We start from the raw sequence: 17,881 nt of genomic DNA on the forward strand, positions 1-17,881 counted from the left end.
CTATTCGCCTAAATAAGCGGTCCGCACCCTCGGATCTTGGAGTAACTCTTGTCCTGGGCCAGTCAAGGTAATTAAACCGCTCTCCATCACATAAGCACGATCAGCCATCTGCAAGGCCAAGCGGGCATTTTGCTCGACTAACAAAATTGTCATCCCACTTGCCGAGAGATTGCGAATCACATCAAAAATCGTTTCCACCATGATGGGGGATAGGCCCATGGATGGCTCATCTAATAACAAAAGTTTGGGCTCAGCCATCATTGCCCTACCCATTGCTACCATTTGCTGCTCGCCGCCCGATAGCGTTCCAGCCAATTGAGAAAGTCGCTCTTTCAACCTTGGAAAATAAGAGAACACTTCATCTAACTTAAGGTTGATGGCTTTCGTATCGGTTTTGAGGAAAGCGCCCATCTGTAAATTTTCCAAAATGGTCATGCGCTTAAATACGCCACGCCCCTCGGGCACCAGACCTAGACCCAGCTTCACTAACGCATAGGCAGGCAATTGATAGGTGTTCTGGTGATTGAAATCAATCACGCCAGATGCTGGAGTTAACAAACCCGCAATCGCTTTCAGGCTTGAACTCTTGCCAGCTCCATTCGCACCAATCAAAGCCACCAACTCTCCTTGATTTACATGCAGATCAATTCCCTTGACGGCATTAATACCGCCATAGGCCACCTTGAGGTCTTGCACTTGAAGTAAGGCGCTCATTATGCTGCCCCCTGACCAAGGTAAGCCTTGATTACTTCAGGATGCATACGCACGTCGGCAGGCTTGCCTGCCGCAATCACCTTGCCATAATCCAACACGGTAAGGTTGTCACAAATACCCATCACCAAACTGACGTCATGCTCAATCAGGAGAATCGTTTTGCCATCTGCGCGAATGCGTAATAACAATTCACGTAGCTCCAATTTTTCAGTAGCGTTCATTCCAGCAGCTGGCTCATCTAAGGCTAAAAGCTTGGGCTCAGTCGCCAAGGCTCTCGCAATCTCGAGACGACGTTGATGTCCGTATGAAAGATTGCGCGCCTGCATGTCTGCATAGTTACTTAATCCCACATAAGCGAGCAATGCGAGTGATTTCTCGCGAATCATGCTCTCCTCACGCTGAGTGGCTGGAAAACGAAAGATTGCCCCCAAGAGCCCTGCATGAGAGCGGCAATGACATCCCACCATCACATTCTCTAGCACAGACATTTCCCCAAAGAGGCGAATATTCTGGAAGGTTCTTGCTAAACCAGCTTTAGTAACCTCTGAAACAGATTCCGGAAAGTAAGCGCTGCCATCAAACAAAAAGATTCCTGAATCGGCTGGATAAAGTCCAGTAATGACATTGAAGAACGTGGTCTTACCCGCACCATTAGGGCCAATTAAACCAACGATAGTTCCATGCGGTACTTGCAGGCCAACAGAATCTAAAGCCTGGACACCGCCAAAGCGTTTAGAAACATCGGTGACATCAAGCAATAAGTGAGCAGACATTATTTGCCTCCCCCTTTTTTCCAAATGCCGCCAGGGCGATATAGCATGATCAGAATTAGTGCTAAGCCATAAATTAACTGCCTGATCACTTCGACATCCACAATCACATGACCAAAGAGTACCTTCTGAACTGGCTCAGCAACTCCGCGCAAAATTTCTGGAAAGACCGCTAAGACAATAGCGCCCAAGATCACACCAGGTATATGACCTATACCACCTAGGACCACCATCGCCAGAACAACAATCGATTCCCAGAGAGTGAATGACTCAGGCGATACAAATCCTTGGAAGGCAGAAAATAGAACGCCTGCAACACCAGCAAATGAAGCGCCAATTGCAAAGGCCAGCAGCTTCATATTGCGGGTATTAATGCCCATCGCTTTAGCGGCAATCTCATCTTCACGAATAGCCACCCAAGCACGCCCAATACGAGAGTTCTGTAAGTGCAGGCACACTATCGTGACAGCAATAGCTAAGGCAAGAAAAAGATAGAACACCAAATACAAAGCGGGGATCTGCACAAACCCCAAATCTAGCGGCTTCGTAAATGAAATGCCAAACATCTGAATCGGATCAATCGCTGTAATGCCTTTGGGACCATTCGTCAGATTCAAGGGGCGATCGAGGTTATTCATGAAGATGCGAATAATTTCACCGAAGCCTAAAGTGACAATTGCTAAATAATCCCCGCGCAATTGCAAGGTTGGCAAGCCCAAAATAATCCCGAAAAGTGCCGCCAAAACAATCGAGAATACCGCCACCATCCAAGGAGAAAAATGCATCCCCTGCGGAAACGCAGAGGAGATGGTTTCAAAATGCTGAGGTAAGTGTGGCGAAGCTAGTAAGGCATAGCTATAAGCCCCCAATGCATAAAAGGCGATGTAACCCAGGTCCAAGAGTCCCGCAAAACCTACGACCACATTCAGACCTAAAGCTAAGACGATGTAGAGCAAAGCAAAATCCAGGACGCGCACCCAATAGTTCCCACCACCAGCACCCACAACCCAAGGTAAAAGAACTAAAGCAAGCATACCGAGCCAGAGGTATGTAGATCGACTCAAATGATTTGAGACAAGGTTCTTAAGCACGATCCGAAACCTTCTCACCTAATAAGCCAGTCGGACGCAAGACCAGCACCATGATCAATACCAAGAAAGCAAAAATATCTTGGTAGTTCGAGCCAAAGACACCTCCGGTAAGCTCGCCAATATAGCCAGCCCCTAAAGATTCAATTAAACCGAGGAGTAAACCTCCAAGCATTGCACCTTGCAAATTGCCGATCCCGCCCAATACTGCTGCAGTAAAGGCTTTTAAGCCCGGAATAAAGCCCATATAAAAGTGCACGTTGCCATAGTTGCTAGCAATCATCACGCCAGCTAATCCAGCCAAAGCACCACCCAACATGAAGGTAATCGAGATGACACGGTTTGGATTAACGCCCATGAGGGAAGCAATTTGAGTTTGCTCAGCGGTAGCGCGCATTGCTCTACCAAGTTTGGTTTTCTCGACCAAGAACAATAACCCACACATCACTGCAAATGCCACCACAATGATCACAATCTCTTTACCGGTAATCGTGGCACCAGTAGTACCCAATTCAATGGGGCTTGATGGTAATAATTGCGGATAGGTCATTGGATTTCTAGACCAAATCAACATCGCAATGGTTTGCAACAAGATTGACATACCAATTGCAGAAATCAAAGGAGCCAAACGTGGCGCATTGCGCAACGGCCTATAGGCAATACGCTCGATCCAATAACTTAAGCCTGCACAGACAGCCATAGTCACCGGCAACACAATTAACAAAGTGAGCCAACCCGGTAAATCGCTCGTCAAATTCAAAATCACGCGCAGTAATGAGAGCGAGACCATAGCCCCGATCATCAATACCTCACCATGCGCAAAGTTAATAATCCCCAGTACACCGTAGACCATGGTGTAGCCCAAGGCGATCAAAGCATAAATGCTACCGAGCACTAAGCCATTAATGATCTGCTGGAGAAATATATCCATTCAAGAATTTAAGAAGAGGTACAAAAAAAAGAGCACCGCATTTGCGGCGCCCTTTTCATGTTCCTTACATATTGATGACGTCAAGAACAGTTTTCTTTTTATCTTTGAAGTCGTAAAGCGTAATAACGCCCTCCTTCATGTCGCCTTTGTTATCAAAGGCAATATTACCTACCAAGCCATTCATCTTGGTGTCTGGCATGACAACCAAAATCTTCGCTGGATCAGTAGAGTTGGCGCGCTTCATGGCATCAACCAATACATAGACTGCATCATAAGTAAATGGTGCGTAGATTTGAACATCTGAATTAAAGCGCTCTTTGTAACGCTTCTGGAAGTCGGCACCTTGGGCCATCTTAGATAGCGCCTTACCAGCCTCAGAACAAGTGACATTCACAACTGCATCACCAGCCAATTCAGCCAGCTTCTCAGTACACATGCCATCGCCACCAATAATCTTGGCTTTAATACCCAATTCAGCAGCTTGCTTTGTGAGAGGACCGCCAGTCGCATCCATGCCGCCATACATAATGACGTCCGGTTTGCTGCCTTTAATTTTGGTCAGAATAGCCTTGAAGTCGGTTGCCTTATTGTTGCTAGCTTCACGCGTCACTACCTTTAAGCCAGCAGCCTTTACTGTTTTCTCAAACTCATCAGCCAAACCTTTCCCGTATTGGGTAGAGTCATCAATGATGGCTACAGTCTTTGCCTTCAAAGTCTTCACAACATAATCAGCTAAGGCTGGTCCCTGTTGAGCGTCCGTTGCTACAAGACGATAGGTTGTTTTAAAGCCTTGCTTGGTGTAATCAGGATTAGTGGCAGATGGAGAGATCTGGGTAATACCTGCATCGCTATAGATTTTTGAAGCAGGAATACTAGTGCCAGAGTTTAAGTGGCCGACCACGCCAACCACTTTTGCATCTACTAACTTTTGCGCAACTTGCGTCGCTGTTTTTGGATCTTCAGCATCATCTTCAGGAACTAAAGTCAGAACCACTTTCTTGCCATCAATCGTCAAACCAGCTTTATTGATTTCCTCAAGCGCCAAACGTGCGCCATTCTCGTTATCTTTACCCAAGTGAGCGATAGGGCCAGTTAATGGGGCTACGTGACCAATCTTGACCTCAATTCCATCCGCGGGAGTAGCTGCTGTCTTATCCCCACCCTTGCCACAACCGACCAGCATTAATGTCGCTGCCGACAAGGCAATAGCACTTTTCATTAAATTCACTTTTGACGCTTTTGAATTAATCATCTACGGCTCCTTTGTTATGAATCAATATTTCAGTCAACTAAATTTTTAGGCAAAGAGAAGGTGACATCCTCCACCACGCCTGATAGGGCACGCACACTGCGGGGGCCAAATTCTTGAATTCGGGCAACAATAGATTGCGCCAGACTCTCAGGGGCTGAAGCACCAGCAGTTAAACCCACACGCTTTTTGCCTACAAACCATTCTGGCTTGAGTTGCTCGGGTGCATCAACCATATAGGATGGAACGCCTAATTTTTCTGACAATTCACGCAAACGATTAGAGTTCGAACTTGCTGCACTCCCCACCACAATGACCACTTCCACTTGTGGCGCCATAAATTTCACGGCATCTTGACGATTCTGAGTGGCGTAACAAATATCTTGCTTGCGTGGCTTAACAATGTTGGGAAATTTTTGAGTGAGCGCTTCAACAATCTCTTTGGTCTCGTCTACTGACAAAGTCGTTTGCGTTACAAAAGCAATTTTCTGGTCATCTGGAAAGAATAAATTAGCAACGTCAGCTACTTTTTCAATTAGGAAGACTCCCTCCTTCACCTGCCCCATCGTGCCCTCAACTTCAGGGTGACCTGCATGGCCAATCATCAGGACCGTGAAACCTTCTTTGCACATCTTAATGACCTCAAGATGCACCTTGGTTACCAATGGGCAAGTCGCGTCATACACTTGCAAGCCACGTTGCTCGGCCTCTGTACGCACCTCTTGAGAGACGCCGTGAGCACTGAATACGACGATGCCGCCCTTCGGAACTTCATGCAACTCTTCCACAAAGACGGCGCCCTTATTGCGCAACTCATTAACAACGTAGGCATTGTGAACAATTTCATGGCGCACATAGATGGGCGCACCAAAGCGTGTCAGTGCTTCATTCACGATATTGATTGCACGATCAACACCCGCACAAAAACCGCGGGGTTGTGCCATCAAAATTTCAGCGGTATCTGGTGTGCTCATGTATTAAAGAATGGCAACAATCTGCGCCTCGAAAGTAACTTCTCTTCCAGCCAGGGGGTGATTGAAATCAAACCATGCGCCCTCTTCATTAATCGACTGCAGAACACCAGCGTATTGCGCACCGCCTGGCGCATTAAATTCAATGACATCACCAGGATTAAATTCCACGTCTTCATCACGGCCCTCTTTAAGAGCCTTCAAAGAAACCCATTGAACTAACTCTTCTTTACGCTCACCAAAACTTTCTTCGGGCGGTAACAAGGCACTTTTTTTATCCCCAACACCCAGTCCTAACAACACTTTTTCAAAGCAAGGCGCAAATTGACCAGAGCCCATCAAAACCGTCGCAGGACGATCAACAAAAGTATTGATGTAATCATCCCCGTTAGGCAAAGTGAGCCGATAGTTGAGGGTCAGGTAGGAGTTGGGCAAAACGGAAAGCTTAGTCATAAGGTAATTGTATCCAGCCCTGCGCCGGCAATGGATTCCCCGATCCCAAATTGGCCCAAAAATGAACAGCCTCGAGAAAAGCTTCGTTTATATGGGGCTCGTTGCCTCACAGATGCTGAATTACTTGCCATCTTTTTGCGGGTAGGCGTTAAAGGTAAAAGCGCAGTTACTTTGGCCAATGATGTGCTTTGCCACTTTGGCAACCTTCCGCGCCTCTTAGCCAGCACCCCCGAGGAATTCATCCGTATACATGGAATGGGGATTTCAAAATGGTCTCAAATACAGGCGGCTTATGAGCTAGTGAAGCGCAGCCTCGAAGACACGCTGGCTCAGGGCTCCATTTTTTCCTCTCCAGGCCACGTTAAGGAGTTTCTACAAGCCAAAATTGGAGGGCTCCCTCATGAGGTCTTTGTCTGTCTTTATCTAGACTCAAAACTACAACTCATCGAGTGCCAAGAGCTTTTTAGGGGCTCGATTACCCAAACTGCCGTCTATCCCCGAGAAATCCTCAAAGAGGCCCTAGCCAGAAACGCCAGCGCCATGATCGTGGCCCACAATCACCCAAGTGGCAATCCCTTGCCGAGCACGGCTGACCAAGAGCTAACCAAAACCCTGACGAAGGCCCTTCAATTGGTGGATATTCCACTCCTAGACCATTGCATCGTCAGCAATAGTGGTTTTTTCTCTTTTTCCGAGTCAGGCCTTATGAATATTGATAAAAATTGATAGTAAATACTAACTTATATGGAATATCTGGGGATTTTGCCCGTATTTCTAACGAATTTAAGCGCCTTGCCCAAAGACCAATCCTAATAAGGGCTAGCCCAAAATAGGCTTTGACTGATACAATCTTCTTTTTTCGCAATTAATGGAGTTATGTCATGGCAAAAGTTTGCCAAGTCACTGGGAAGAAGCCGATGGTTGGCAACAATGTATCCCATGCAAACAATAAAACGAAGCGTCGCTTTTTGCCGAATTTGCAAAACCGTCGTTTCTGGGTTGAATCTGAGAACCGCTGGATTAGCTTGCGCTTAACCAATGCTGGTTTGCGCGTTATCGACAAGAACGGCATCGATGCTGTGTTGTCTGATCTGCGTGCACGTGGCGAAATTTAAGGAGCGCACAAATGGCTAAAGGCGGCAGAGAAAAAATCAAGTTAGAGTCATCAGCAGGTACTGGTCACTTCTATACCACTTCAAAAAATAAGCGTACAAAGCCTGAGAAAATGGAGATCATGAAATTTGATCCAACAATTCGCAAGCACGTTGCTTACAAAGAAACAAAGTTGAAGTAATTCACTTACAGCAAATAAAAAACCCGCTTAGTAGCGGGTTTTTTATTGCCTAAATCTTTTGGTTTTTTTGCTTGTTTATATTTTTTAAGCGTAACGACGTAATCTCAATGAGAACTCACGCAAGCTGGTTAAACCACTATCTTCAGCGCGCTGACACCAAGCATGCAACTGAGAAACCAATTGTTCTCTGGTGGCGCTAGAGCGACCCCAAATTGCTTGTAGCTCACGGCGCATCTCAATCATCTTGCGCAACTGTGCATTACTCGCTATGAGCTCTTCTAGCTTAGCCTTTTCTTCCTCACTCAGGCGAGACTCATCCTTCACTAACCAAGTGCGGGCATCGCTTAAATGTGATGCAAGTACTTGCATATGCTGGACTTCATTACTAAAGAAGTTACGCAATGTCTTGCTATAGCGCGCCATGATTTCATAACGATTTGCAATGATGGCTTCTAAAGTATTTTGATCTGCTGGACGCAAATCACTAAGCACTGGTTTAGGCGGAGTTTTTTTCACTGTTGCCAAACCCACCGCACTCATCATCTGAATGTAGAGCCAACCAATATCAAACTCATACCATTTGTTAGAAAGCTTCGCGCTCGTTGCAAAGGTGTGATGATTGTTATGCAACTCTTCACCACCAATCAATATGCCCCACGGGAGAATATTGGTAGAAGCATCTTCACAATCAAAGTTGCGATAGCCCCAGAAATGGCCAATACCGTTGATCACGCCGGCTGCAGTAATAGGGATCCACAACATTTGCACTGCCCACACTGTTAAGCCAATACCGCCAAACAAAAATACGTCGATGATGAGCATGATGGCAACACCCTGCCAAGAAAACTTGGAGTAGATATTGCGCTCGAGCCAATCATCTGGAGTGCCATGACCAAACTTCTCCATCGTCTCTTGATTCTTGGCTTCATTTTTATAAAGTTCGGCGCCACGAGAAAGAACGGTACCAATTCCCAAAATTTGCGGGCTATGGGGATCGTCTATGGTTTCGCATTTTGCGTGGTGCTTACGATGAATGGATGCCCACTCCTTAGTCACCATGCCAGTAGTTAGCCAAAGCCAAAAACGGAAGAAATGAGAAGCAATCGGGTGTAAATCTAAGGCGCGATGGGCCTGACAGCGGTGCAAAAAGATTGTGACCGCTGCGATCGTAATATGGGTAGCAGCCAAGGTGAACAGAGTAATCTGCCACCATGACCAATCTAGATATCCATTGGCTAGCCAATTGAGGAATAAATCAAAACCTGAGCTTGAAACTGTATTCAAAAGAGAATCCTAATTAAGTATTAGCTCTTATTTTAGAGCTTTTTAGGTCTTTTTGTTCTTATCTTTCGCTATCTCTGGGGTTTTTGGCTTTTCAACCTTCTCGGGCTTGGTGCCTTTTTTCTGGAAAACCGCCCCAAAAAAGCCATCTGTACCATGAATATGGGGCCATAACTGCCACCAAGGGTTGTCTGGCGAGCATCCCAATGGCAATTTATCTTTAGGAAACAATGGCTTAAGCGCCTCTGCAGCAGGAACCACCTCAAACTCTGGGTGTTTTGCCAAGAAATCCTCTGCAATGGCCTGATTTTCTTGAGGCAACAGACTGCAAGTCGCATAAACCAGACGTCCGCCTGGTTTTAGTAAGCGAGCAGCTGAACCCAAAATACTCATTTGTTTCTGATTCAGTTCTAAGACGCCTTCTGGGGTTTGGCGCCATTTCAGGTCAGGATTGCGGCGCAAGGTACCCATTCCACTACAAGGGGCATCAACCAAGACTCGATCAATCTTTCCAGCCAAGCGTTTGATCTTGGCATCGTTCTCACTATCAATCCATACGGGATGGACGTTAGAGAGGCCACTACGGGCTTGTCTTGGCTTCAGATTAGCTAGACGACGCTCTGACGTATCGAAAGCATAAAGTCGTCCCGTGGATCGCATTAAAGCTCCAATGGCCAAAGTCTTGCCACCGGCACCAGCGCAGAAGTCGACAACCATCTCACCACGCTTTGGTGCGAGCAAATATGCCAACAACTGACTACCCTCATCTTGCACTTCAAACATACCCGCTTTAAAGCCAGCAGTATTTTGCAAGGCAGGCTTGCCCATGATGCGCACACCATCGGGTGCATATGGAGTTGGAATTGCTTGATAGCGTCCACCCAAGGCATTCATCTGCGCGAGTAATTCTTCGCGATTGGTTTTCATCGTGTTTGCACGCAAGTCCAATAGCGCAGGATGCATTAATGATTTAGCAAGTTCTTCACGCGCTTCTTCACCAGGATATTTTCCAAATGCATCCCATAACCACTCAGGTAAATTGTTGCGCACCAAAGGATTGAGCGCAGCAGGATCTACCGTTGGAAATCTCTGTAACCATTCATATTCACCTGGCTTGAGAACGTGTGCTAAATCTGCGATTGCACTTTCTGCACGGTTCGCAGATCCCAGGCCACCCTCAGACAGAGCGGCCAGCAAACCCAGTAGGGCTAAGCGCCTAGCCTGAGAGCCTTCACCACTAACAGCAAATTGAGAGAACTCATTTTTACGACGCAGAATGGCAAAAGCACTCTCTGCAATTAAGGCACGATCGCGATTTCCGAGCTGCGGTTCAGCGCGAAAATAGCGACTCACTACTCGATCTGCTGGCTGCTCAAAACTGAGCAATTCTGGTAGCAAGCGCTCTAAATGAATTGCATGTTGAGGCAATGCTTTCGCATTCGAAAAATTCTTCTGGCCTTCAGGCGCAATGAGATTGCCACTCGCATTACGTCGCTCTGGACGACGCAAGGGATCTTTAGATTTCGCAGCGTAACTTTTTTGTGCACCTAAACGATTGCCGGATTTTCGGGGAGGACGTTCTGCGCTCATAATTTAAAAAATTGCGACTCTGGGGGTTGTAACTTCACTTGATTACCTTCTATTCGCAATCGTCCATCAAGGAACCATTTTACGGCCCGCGGGTAAATCTGATGCTCGGCAGTCAAAACGCGCGCTGCTAAAGTATCAGCATTGTCGCCATCAAGCACTGGAACCGAGGCCTGACAAATAATCGGCCCTTCATCTACGCCTTCATTAACGAAGTGGACTGTGGCGCCGTGTTCTTTGACACCAGCCTCTAAAGCACGCTCATGGGTATGCAAACCAGGAAACGCCGGCAAAAGGGCTGGGTGGATATTGATCAGACGCCCCTCAAAATGACGAATAAAGCCCGGAGTCAGAATTCTCATAAAGCCCGCCAGAACCACCAAATCAGCCCCCAGCCCATCAATCTTCTGGGTGAGAGCTGCATCAAAGGACTCCCGAGTAGCATGCTCCCTATGCTCAATGACATAGGCTGGAATGCCCTGTGAGCGAGCAAAATCAAGGCCTTTAGCCGCAGAGTGATTGGCTATGACCCCTGCAAACTTGACTGGCCATTGCTCTTTTTGAGCAGTTTTGACGATGGCCTCGAAATTCGATCCGCGGCCTGAGATTAAGGTAACGATAGAAAGCATGCCCACAATATAATTGATGGCTACCCTGAAAGCGATTTTGTGAACGTATTCCGTGGCCCGACCCAGTTTTCTGCAGGACCTGCTTGTGCCCTAACCATCGGGAATTTCGATGGCGTGCACAGGGGTCATCGCGCCTTGCTCAAGCAACTGGTCGATGGCGCCTTGGAGCGAAATCTCGTGAGTTGCGTCATGACCTTTGAGCCGCATCCAAAGGAATTCTTCTCCCCCGAGCAATCACCCCCTCGCATTCTGAATTTACGAGACAAGTTAGCAGCTCTAGCTGAGCTCGGTATCGATCGTGTGGTGGTTGAACATTTCAATGCTGCCTTTGCACGCCTCTCACCTGAAGAATTTGTATCGGAAATTATTGTCAAACGCCTCAATGCAAAATGGATTTTGATTGGCGATGATTTTTGCTATGGTGCAAAACGTGCCGGTAATTTTGCAAGTCTCAAAGCTGCAGGTGAAAAATATGGCTTTGAAGTATCCAGCATTCAAACCATCTTAGAAGATGGTGAGCGTATCTCCAGCTCAGCATTACGCACCGCACTGGCTAATGGTGACATGCGGCAAGCTGAAAAATTATTGGGTCGCCCCTATGGAATTTCTGGACACGTGATTCATGGCCAGCAACTCGGTCGCAAATTAGGATTTCCCACTTTGAACTTGGCAGTTGCTAATCATTTGCATCATCGCAAACCGGCCACCACCGGAATCTTTACTGCACAGGTATTAGGCCTGAGTGATAAGCCCCTGCCAGCCGTAGCTAGCCTGGGAGTAAGGCCTACGGTAGAAGATGAAGGACGTGTATTACTAGAGACCCATATCTTCGATTACCAACAAGATGTGTACGGAAAAATTATTACCGTAGAGCTCTTAGAAAAAATTCGTGACGAGGCAAAATATGACGATCTCGACACCCTAACAAATGCGATTGCAGCTGATGCAAAGCATGCCAGAAATTATTTCCAGAAAAAAGCTTATGTCTGAAAAAGAAAATTCTTATCCCGTTAATCTTCTAGATACCGCATTCCCAATGCGGGGAGACCTAGCGAAGCGAGAACCGCTATGGGTTGCTCAGTGGCAAAAAAATAAGCTCTATGAAAAGATTCGTGCAGCACATGCCAATCAACCTAAATTCATTTTGCATGATGGCCCTCCATATGCGAATGGCGACATTCATATTGGTCACGCAGTAAACAAGATTTTGAAAGACATGATTGTCAAATCCCGTTGGCTGATGGGCTATGACTCCGCCTATGTGCCAGGTTGGGATTGTCATGGCATGCCAATTGAAATTCAGATTGAAAAACAATTTGGCAAGAACCTGCCTACCGCAGAAGTACAAGCCAAAGCTCGTGCCTATGCTCAAGTGCAGGTCGATAAGCAAAAGAAAGACTTCGAGCGTCTAGGTGTATTGGGCGACTGGAATAACCCCTACCTCACCATGAGTTACCGTAATGAGGCCGATGAAATTCGCGCCTTAGGCAAGATTTGGGAAAAGGGTTACGTCTTCCGTGGCCTCAAACCAGTGAACTGGTGTTTTGATTGCGGCTCTGCACTGGCAGAGGCTGAAGTGGAATATCAAGATAAAACGGATCCAACCGTTGATGTTGGATTTGCGTTTGAGGATACACAGCGTCCACAACTTGCTAAAGCGTTTGGACTTTCTGAGCTACCGAATAAGCCAGGTCAAATTGTGATCTGGACAACAACCCCTTGGACCATTCCTGCAAACCAGGCAATGAACGTTCACCCAGAACTCACTTATGCATTGGTTGATGTTGGTGACAAACTATTAATCCTGGCAAAAGATCGTGTTGAAACTTGCTTGCAAGACTATGGTCTCGAGGGCAAAGTGATTGCTACTTGCCTAGGCACACAGTTGGCAAATATTTCTTTCTGGCATCCACTAGCACCATTGCATGAAGGCTATAAGCGTCTATCACCAATCTATGTTGCTGAATATGTCACGCTTGATACTGGTACGGGCATTGTTCACTCTGCGCCTGCTTACGGCGAAGAAGACTTTAAGTCTTGCAAAGCAAACAAATTAGCTGACAAAGATATTCTCAATCCCGTGATGGGCAATGGGGTATATGCATCTTGGTTGCCGCTCTTTGCAAATGAATATATCTGGAAAGCCAATCCTAAGATTGTGGAAGCAATGCGCGAAGCAGGCAGCTTGTTGCGTGATAAAACCTATACCCACTCCTACATGCATTGCTGGCGTCATAAGTCGCCCATTATTTATCGTGCCACTTCACAGTGGTTTGCGAGCATGGATAAAAAGCCAGTCGATGGTAACGCTAGCCTGCGTGAAACTGCGCTAGCTGGTATTGATAGCACTGAATTCTTCCCCGCTTGGGGCAAGCAACGTCTACACAGCATGATTGCCAATCGCCCTGACTGGACCTTGTCACGTCAGCGCCAATGGGGTGTGCCAATGGCTTTCTTTGTTCACAAAGAAACTGGTGATCCGCATCCACGCACTGTTGAGTTGCTTGAGGAAGTTGCTAAGCGCGTTGAAAAGGGTGGCATTGAAGCGTGGCAGCAACTTGAAGTTTCTGAGTTGCTTGGTGATGAGGCTTCTCAATACGAGAAGAATCGAGATACCTTAGACGTATGGTTCGATTCAGGCACGACACACTGGCATGTGATTCGCGGCTCACATCGTAATGAATTGCTCACTGCCGATGCTGAAACACCAAACGGTCGCCTGGCTGATTTGTACCTCGAGGGTTCAGACCAACACCGCGGCTGGTTCCACTCTTCATTGCTGACTGGTGCAATGCTCGATGGCAAGCCACCTTACAAGGCGCTCCTGACTCACGGCTTTACCGTGGATGGTCAAGGTCGCAAGATGAGTAAGTCTGTAGGCAATGTTATTGCGCCACAACAAGTAGCTGACAAACTCGGCGCAGAAATTATTCGCCTTTGGGTAGCATCAACCGATTACTCCGGCGAGATGACCATCTCTGATGAGATTCTCAAACGCGTTACTGAGAGCTATCGCCGCATTCGCAATACCTTGCGCTTCTTGCTGGCCAATCTCTCAGATTTTGATCCAAGCAAACATACCATGGCTCCCGAGCATTGGCTTGAGATCGATCGCTATGCAGTCGCACTGGCGAATCAAATCCAAAACGAAATCGAGACGCACTATAAATCCTATGAATTCCATCCTGCAGTAGCTCGCATGCTGTCGTTCTGCTCAGAAGATCTTGGTGGCTTCTATTTGGATATTCTGAAAGATCGTCTCTATACAAGCGCACCAGATTCGCCTGATCGCCGCGCAGCCCAGAATGCACTCTTTTACATCACCAAAAATCTTTTGAAATGGTTATCGCCATTTCTCTCGTTTACTGCCGAGGAAGCCTGGCAAGCATTTCCACATGGCTCAGGCTCCAAGCCTTCTGAATCCATCTTCATGGAAGAGTTTGGCACTTTGCCAGAAATCGCCCATGCCAATGAATTACTCGCTAAATGGAATCGCATTCGCGAGATCCGCTCTGAAGTAACTAAGGCGATTGAAGTTGAGCGTGAGGCAGGCCATGTTGGCTCATCTCTACAAGCAGAACTCACGATCAAATTAGGAGATGTTGATTTCGCAATCCTGCATTCCCTTGAAGATGACTTGCGTTTCGTGACGATCACCTCAAGCGCGAATATTGAACTTAGCAATGAAGGCTTAGAAGTCTTGGTTCGCGGCAGTCAATATAAAAAATGTGGACGTTGCTGGCATCACACCCAAGATGTAGGGGCGAACGCTGATCATCCAGAGCTTTGTGGTCGCTGCATTAGCAATCTCTTCGGTGATGGTGACCACCGCTTATTTGCCTAATATTTGATGAATCTCTCAATGCTTCGCTATTTGGCTATCGCCACTACGACCTTACTCTTAGATCAGTTGAGTAAGTGGTCAGCATTGAGTAATTTGCAATTGGGAGTTCCTGAGCCTGTACTGCCGTTTCTGAATTGGCTACTGCTCTTTAATCCTGGTGCCGCATTTTCTTTTCTAGCTCAGAGCTCTGGTTGGCAACGTTGGTTTTTTACTATTCTTGGCATCTTAGCCAGCATTTACATCATTTACCTATTACGCAAGAGTCTGAACGACAAATTGCTATGTGTATCCCTCAGCCTTATTCTGGGTGGTGCAGTTGGCAATGTTTTGGATCGCATCATGTATGGCGCTGTAGTCGATTTCATTGATCTGCATTATGCAAACTGGCATTGGCCAGCCTTCAATATCGCCGATAGCGCTATTTGTATTGGTGCTGCCTTCATTATTTGGGGCGAATTGCGTAAGTCATTTGGCAAATCTGCCCAATCCCATTAAGCTGGCGCCATGCAATCACTTTTAAATAAGAAAATCGTTCTTGGCATCTCTGGTGGCATTGCTGCCTACAAGACGCCTGAGCTTGCACGCTTATTGATGCAAGAAGGCGCCTCTGTTCAAGTTGTCATGACTGAAGCCGCACAACAATTTGTAACGCCAGTCACAATGCAGGCCTTGACAGGCAATCCGGTTTACACAAGTCAGTGGGATAACAGTATTGCAAACAATATGGCTCACATCGAGCTATCACGCTCTGCTGATGTCATTCTGATTGCGCCAACGAGCGCAGATCTAATGGCCAAACTTTCCCTTGGCTTGGCAGATGATTTGCTCAGCACGCTTTGCTTAGCGAAGGATTGTCCACTTTTGCTTGCTCCGGCGATGAATAAACAAATGTGGGAGCATGCAGCCACTCAACGAAGCGTGGAACGTCTTGCAAAAGATGGTGTTACCCTGCTGGGCCCTGCTAGTGGCTTTCAGGCTTGTGGTGAAGTGGGTATGGGCAGAATGCTCGAACCCGCAGAAATTGCCGAGCAAGTGATCGCCTTCTTTCAAAAGAAAACTTTAGCCGGCAAAAAGGTATTAATCACTGCCGGTCCCACTTTTGAAGCAATCGATCCAGTACGTGGCATTACCAATCATAGCTCTGGCAAGATGGGCTTTGCCATCGCACAAGCAGCTTTAGAGGCTGGCGCTCAAGTCCATCTCGTTGCTGGGCCTTGTGCGCTAGCTACCCCGCTTGAGGCTACTGGAAGAATTACTCGCACCAACGTCGTAAGCGCCAAAGAAATGCACGCCGCAACTTTGGCCGCAACAGATTGTGATGTGTTCTTTGCGGTAGCAGCAGTAGCAGACTGGGGTATTGCCAAGCCAGCCAAAGAAAAAATTAAACGCCAAGGCAAGGCCGCTCCAAGCCTTGAATTTATTGCAAATCCAGACATTCTTTTGGATGTTGCGAAGGCAGTAAAAACGAAAGGCGGTAAACCTTACCCATACTGCGTGGGCTTTGCTGCCGAATCTACAGATTTGGAAAAGCATGCCGATGAAAAGCGGAAGCGCAAAGGCATTCCAATGATTGTTGGCAATATTGGCCCTGATACTTTTGGCAGCGATTTAAATCAATTGCTTGTTATTGATGCAACTGGCAGCAAGAAAATAGCTAAAGCCGAAAAATTGTACTTGGCACGCCAACTCATTCAGCTTGTCGCCAAAAAGATTTAAGCCTTTCTTTATCCCCCCTGTTTTAGGAAATTCCATGCAATCTCTCCAAGTCAAAATACTCGATGAACGTATGCGCGATCAACTGCCTACTTATGGCACCCCTGGTAGTGCTGGATTAGATCTACGTGCTTGCATTGATGAAACGATTGAGATTGCTCCAGGCCAGACAGTCCTAGTCCCAACTGGCTTAGCTATCTACGTAGAAGATCCACGTTATGCCGCATTCATTCTTCCTCGCTCAGGCTTAGGTCATAAGCATGGGATCGTCTTAGGTAACTTAGTTGGCCTGATTGACTCTGATTACCAAGGCCAATTGATGGTGAGCACCTGGAATCGCGGATCTACTGCATTCAAACTAGAACCCATGGAGCGTCTTGCTCAATTGGTTGTGATGCCAGTCCAGCAAGTTGAACTTAAAGTCGTTGAAGAGTTTACTGAGAGCAGTCGTGGTGCTGGCGGCTTTGGCAGCACTGGTAGAGCCTAAGCAATGAATCGCCGTAGGGCTCTCATTTGCCTTTGTGGCATTGGCTTAGCCGGGCTTAGTTGCGGCGTTAGAGCGAAAACAACTCTTTCATCCATTCCGATGAAGCAGCATGAAGCGGCAATGCGTGCAGCAATTGGCATGGGCGCACAAAACGCATCCTATCCATTTGGAGCCGTTATTACCAATGCAAGTAATGGATCAATACTTGCCAAAGGGGTGAATCAAACCTTTCAGAACCCCGTCCTTCATGGCGAAATGGTCTGCATCAACAACTATGTAAGTCAGCAAGGCAATAAAAATTGGGGAGACTGTGTTCTCTACACTACTGGTGAACCATGCCCGATGTGCATGAGCGCTCTAGTTTGGGCAGGCATTGGAGGCGTTGTCTATGGCAGCTCAGCAGAGTCCATCAAAAAAACTGGTATTGATATCTTTACCTTTAGCGCCAAAGACATCAACCAAGGAAATAGCTTTAGTCAGACTCAATTACTAGGCGGCATTCTTGAATCAGAATGTAATGCCTTATTTATTCATCGAAAGCGATGATCAGTAATGCTTAATAAAAAAGCCACCCATAGGTGGCTTTTTTATTAAGAGCGAATCAACTTACTTACGGATATGCGCTTTGCGCGCAGCATCTTGTGACATACCAGCGCCAGCACCTTCACGAGACTCTTTTTCAGCAGTAATTTCTTTACGACGCTCTTTACAAGATCCAGCAATCTCTTGCAAAGCCTTGCGTGCACGTGCCGCTGAGGCCTTGATACCTTTACCTTGAAACTTTTCATTCTCGGCTTTGTAGGTTTCAAAAGCTTCAAGTAATTTATCGTGATGGTGGGACATATCTTCCTTTTTTAGTGATGTATGGGT

Annotated in this window: 20 protein-coding genes; 9 read left to right on the top strand and 11 right to left on the bottom strand. The window is 46.8% G+C overall.

Annotated elements, in window-relative coordinates; genetic code table 11:
- The 7 genes from FD968_RS08610 to FD968_RS08640 all read right to left on the bottom strand — a co-directional run bounded on the left by FD968_RS08610 (position 1) and on the right by FD968_RS08640 (position 6,176).
- Positions 1 to 714, bottom strand: coding sequence for an ABC transporter ATP-binding protein (locus tag FD968_RS08610; protein ID WP_215365577.1), 714 nt, complete (start codon positions 712 to 714; stop codon positions 1 to 3).
- On the bottom strand, positions 714 to 1,487 hold the full coding sequence (locus FD968_RS08615) for an ABC transporter ATP-binding protein (RefSeq protein ID WP_215365579.1): 774 nt from the start codon (positions 1,485 to 1,487) through the stop codon (positions 714 to 716). The genes FD968_RS08610 and FD968_RS08615 overlap by 1 nt, the downstream gene beginning before the upstream one ends.
- Positions 1,487 to 2,518 (bottom strand): ABC transporter ATP-binding protein, encoded by a 1,032-nt coding sequence (locus FD968_RS08620; protein ID WP_215368125.1) that lies wholly within the window; start codon positions 2,516 to 2,518, stop codon positions 1,487 to 1,489. The genes FD968_RS08615 and FD968_RS08620 overlap by 1 nt, the downstream gene beginning before the upstream one ends.
- A gap of 49 nt (positions 2,519 to 2,567) precedes the next feature.
- The gene (locus FD968_RS08625) at positions 2,568 to 3,503 is read right to left on the bottom strand and encodes a branched-chain amino acid ABC transporter permease (protein WP_215365581.1); all 936 of its coding nucleotides are present in this window, start codon (positions 3,501 to 3,503) and stop codon (positions 2,568 to 2,570) included.
- Positions 3,504 to 3,567: 64 nt separating this feature from the next.
- A complete protein-coding gene (locus FD968_RS08630) occupies positions 3,568 to 4,755 on the bottom strand; it encodes a branched-chain amino acid ABC transporter substrate-binding protein (RefSeq protein ID WP_215365583.1) in 1,188 nt (395 codons plus the stop codon).
- A 29-nt stretch (positions 4,756 to 4,784) separates the two neighbouring features.
- Positions 4,785 to 5,726: a 4-hydroxy-3-methylbut-2-enyl diphosphate reductase gene (gene ispH, locus FD968_RS08635; protein WP_215365585.1), complete on the bottom strand. Its 942-nt coding sequence runs from the start codon at positions 5,724 to 5,726 to the stop codon at positions 4,785 to 4,787.
- Positions 5,727 to 5,729: 3 nt separating this feature from the next.
- Positions 5,730 to 6,176, bottom strand: a complete 447-nt coding sequence (locus tag FD968_RS08640; protein ID WP_215365588.1) for a peptidylprolyl isomerase — start codon at positions 6,174 to 6,176, stop codon at positions 5,730 to 5,732.
- A gap of 30 nt (positions 6,177 to 6,206) precedes the next feature.
- Here FD968_RS08640 and radC point away from each other — a divergent pair, with 30 nt between their 5' ends.
- From radC to rpmG, 3 genes are all read left to right on the top strand, one after another.
- Positions 6,207 to 6,902, top strand: a complete 696-nt coding sequence (gene radC / locus FD968_RS08645) for a DNA repair protein RadC (protein WP_215365589.1) — start codon at positions 6,207 to 6,209, stop codon at positions 6,900 to 6,902.
- Between the two features lie 155 nt (positions 6,903 to 7,057).
- Positions 7,058 to 7,291 (top strand): 50S ribosomal protein L28, encoded by a 234-nt coding sequence (rpmB, locus tag FD968_RS08650; RefSeq protein WP_011903570.1) that lies wholly within the window; start codon positions 7,058 to 7,060, stop codon positions 7,289 to 7,291.
- 11 nt (positions 7,292 to 7,302) lie between these two features.
- Positions 7,303 to 7,470, top strand: a complete 168-nt coding sequence (rpmG, locus tag FD968_RS08655) for a 50S ribosomal protein L33 (RefSeq protein WP_015421876.1) — start codon at positions 7,303 to 7,305, stop codon at positions 7,468 to 7,470.
- An 84-nt stretch (positions 7,471 to 7,554) separates the two neighbouring features.
- Here rpmG and FD968_RS08660 read toward each other — a convergent pair whose 3' ends face one another.
- Genes FD968_RS08660 through purN form a run of 3 tightly spaced genes read right to left on the bottom strand, consistent with a single transcriptional unit; the run spans position 7,555 to position 10,967 of the window.
- Positions 7,555 to 8,754: an acyl-CoA desaturase gene (locus FD968_RS08660; protein ID WP_215365591.1), complete on the bottom strand. Its 1,200-nt coding sequence runs from the start codon at positions 8,752 to 8,754 to the stop codon at positions 7,555 to 7,557.
- A gap of 42 nt (positions 8,755 to 8,796) precedes the next feature.
- Positions 8,797 to 10,341, bottom strand: a complete 1,545-nt coding sequence (locus FD968_RS08665; protein WP_251367557.1) for an RsmB/NOP family class I SAM-dependent RNA methyltransferase — start codon at positions 10,339 to 10,341, stop codon at positions 8,797 to 8,799.
- On the bottom strand, positions 10,338 to 10,967 hold the full coding sequence (purN, locus tag FD968_RS08670; protein ID WP_215365593.1) for a phosphoribosylglycinamide formyltransferase: 630 nt from the start codon (positions 10,965 to 10,967) through the stop codon (positions 10,338 to 10,340). The genes FD968_RS08665 and purN overlap by 4 nt, the downstream gene beginning before the upstream one ends.
- A gap of 39 nt (positions 10,968 to 11,006) precedes the next feature.
- Here purN and FD968_RS08675 point away from each other — a divergent pair, with 39 nt between their 5' ends.
- From FD968_RS08675 to FD968_RS08700, 6 genes are read left to right on the top strand one after another with little or no spacing between them, the layout of a single operon-like run.
- The gene (locus FD968_RS08675; RefSeq protein ID WP_215365595.1) at positions 11,007 to 11,957 is read left to right on the top strand and encodes a bifunctional riboflavin kinase/FAD synthetase; all 951 of its coding nucleotides are present in this window, start codon (positions 11,007 to 11,009) and stop codon (positions 11,955 to 11,957) included.
- Entirely contained in the window at positions 11,932 to 14,811 is a 2,880-nt protein-coding gene (gene ileS, locus FD968_RS08680; RefSeq protein ID WP_371817761.1) for an isoleucine--tRNA ligase, read from the top strand. The genes FD968_RS08675 and ileS overlap by 26 nt, the downstream gene beginning before the upstream one ends.
- A 6-nt stretch (positions 14,812 to 14,817) precedes the next feature.
- Positions 14,818 to 15,306: a signal peptidase II gene (gene lspA / locus FD968_RS08685; RefSeq protein ID WP_215365599.1), complete on the top strand. Its 489-nt coding sequence runs from the start codon at positions 14,818 to 14,820 to the stop codon at positions 15,304 to 15,306.
- Positions 15,307 to 15,315: 9 nt separating this feature from the next.
- The gene (gene coaBC, locus FD968_RS08690) at positions 15,316 to 16,527 is read left to right on the top strand and encodes a bifunctional phosphopantothenoylcysteine decarboxylase/phosphopantothenate--cysteine ligase CoaBC (protein ID WP_215365601.1); all 1,212 of its coding nucleotides are present in this window, start codon (positions 15,316 to 15,318) and stop codon (positions 16,525 to 16,527) included.
- Between the two features lie 34 nt (positions 16,528 to 16,561).
- Positions 16,562 to 17,011: a dUTP diphosphatase gene (gene dut, locus FD968_RS08695; protein ID WP_215365603.1), complete on the top strand. Its 450-nt coding sequence runs from the start codon at positions 16,562 to 16,564 to the stop codon at positions 17,009 to 17,011.
- 3 nt (positions 17,012 to 17,014) lie between these two features.
- Positions 17,015 to 17,557, top strand: a complete 543-nt coding sequence (locus FD968_RS08700) for a nucleoside deaminase (RefSeq protein ID WP_215365605.1) — start codon at positions 17,015 to 17,017, stop codon at positions 17,555 to 17,557.
- Between the two features lie 60 nt (positions 17,558 to 17,617).
- On the opposite strand, the gene FD968_RS08705 is transcribed toward FD968_RS08700, so the two are convergent.
- Positions 17,618 to 17,854, bottom strand: coding sequence for a hypothetical protein (locus tag FD968_RS08705; protein ID WP_215365608.1), 237 nt, complete (start codon positions 17,852 to 17,854; stop codon positions 17,618 to 17,620).
- Positions 17,855 to 17,881: the final 27 nt, after the last annotated feature.

It is taken from the genome of Polynucleobacter sp. AP-Titi-500A-B4, assembly GCF_018688095.1.
Taxonomy (GTDB): Bacteria; Pseudomonadota; Gammaproteobacteria; order Burkholderiales; family Burkholderiaceae; genus Polynucleobacter.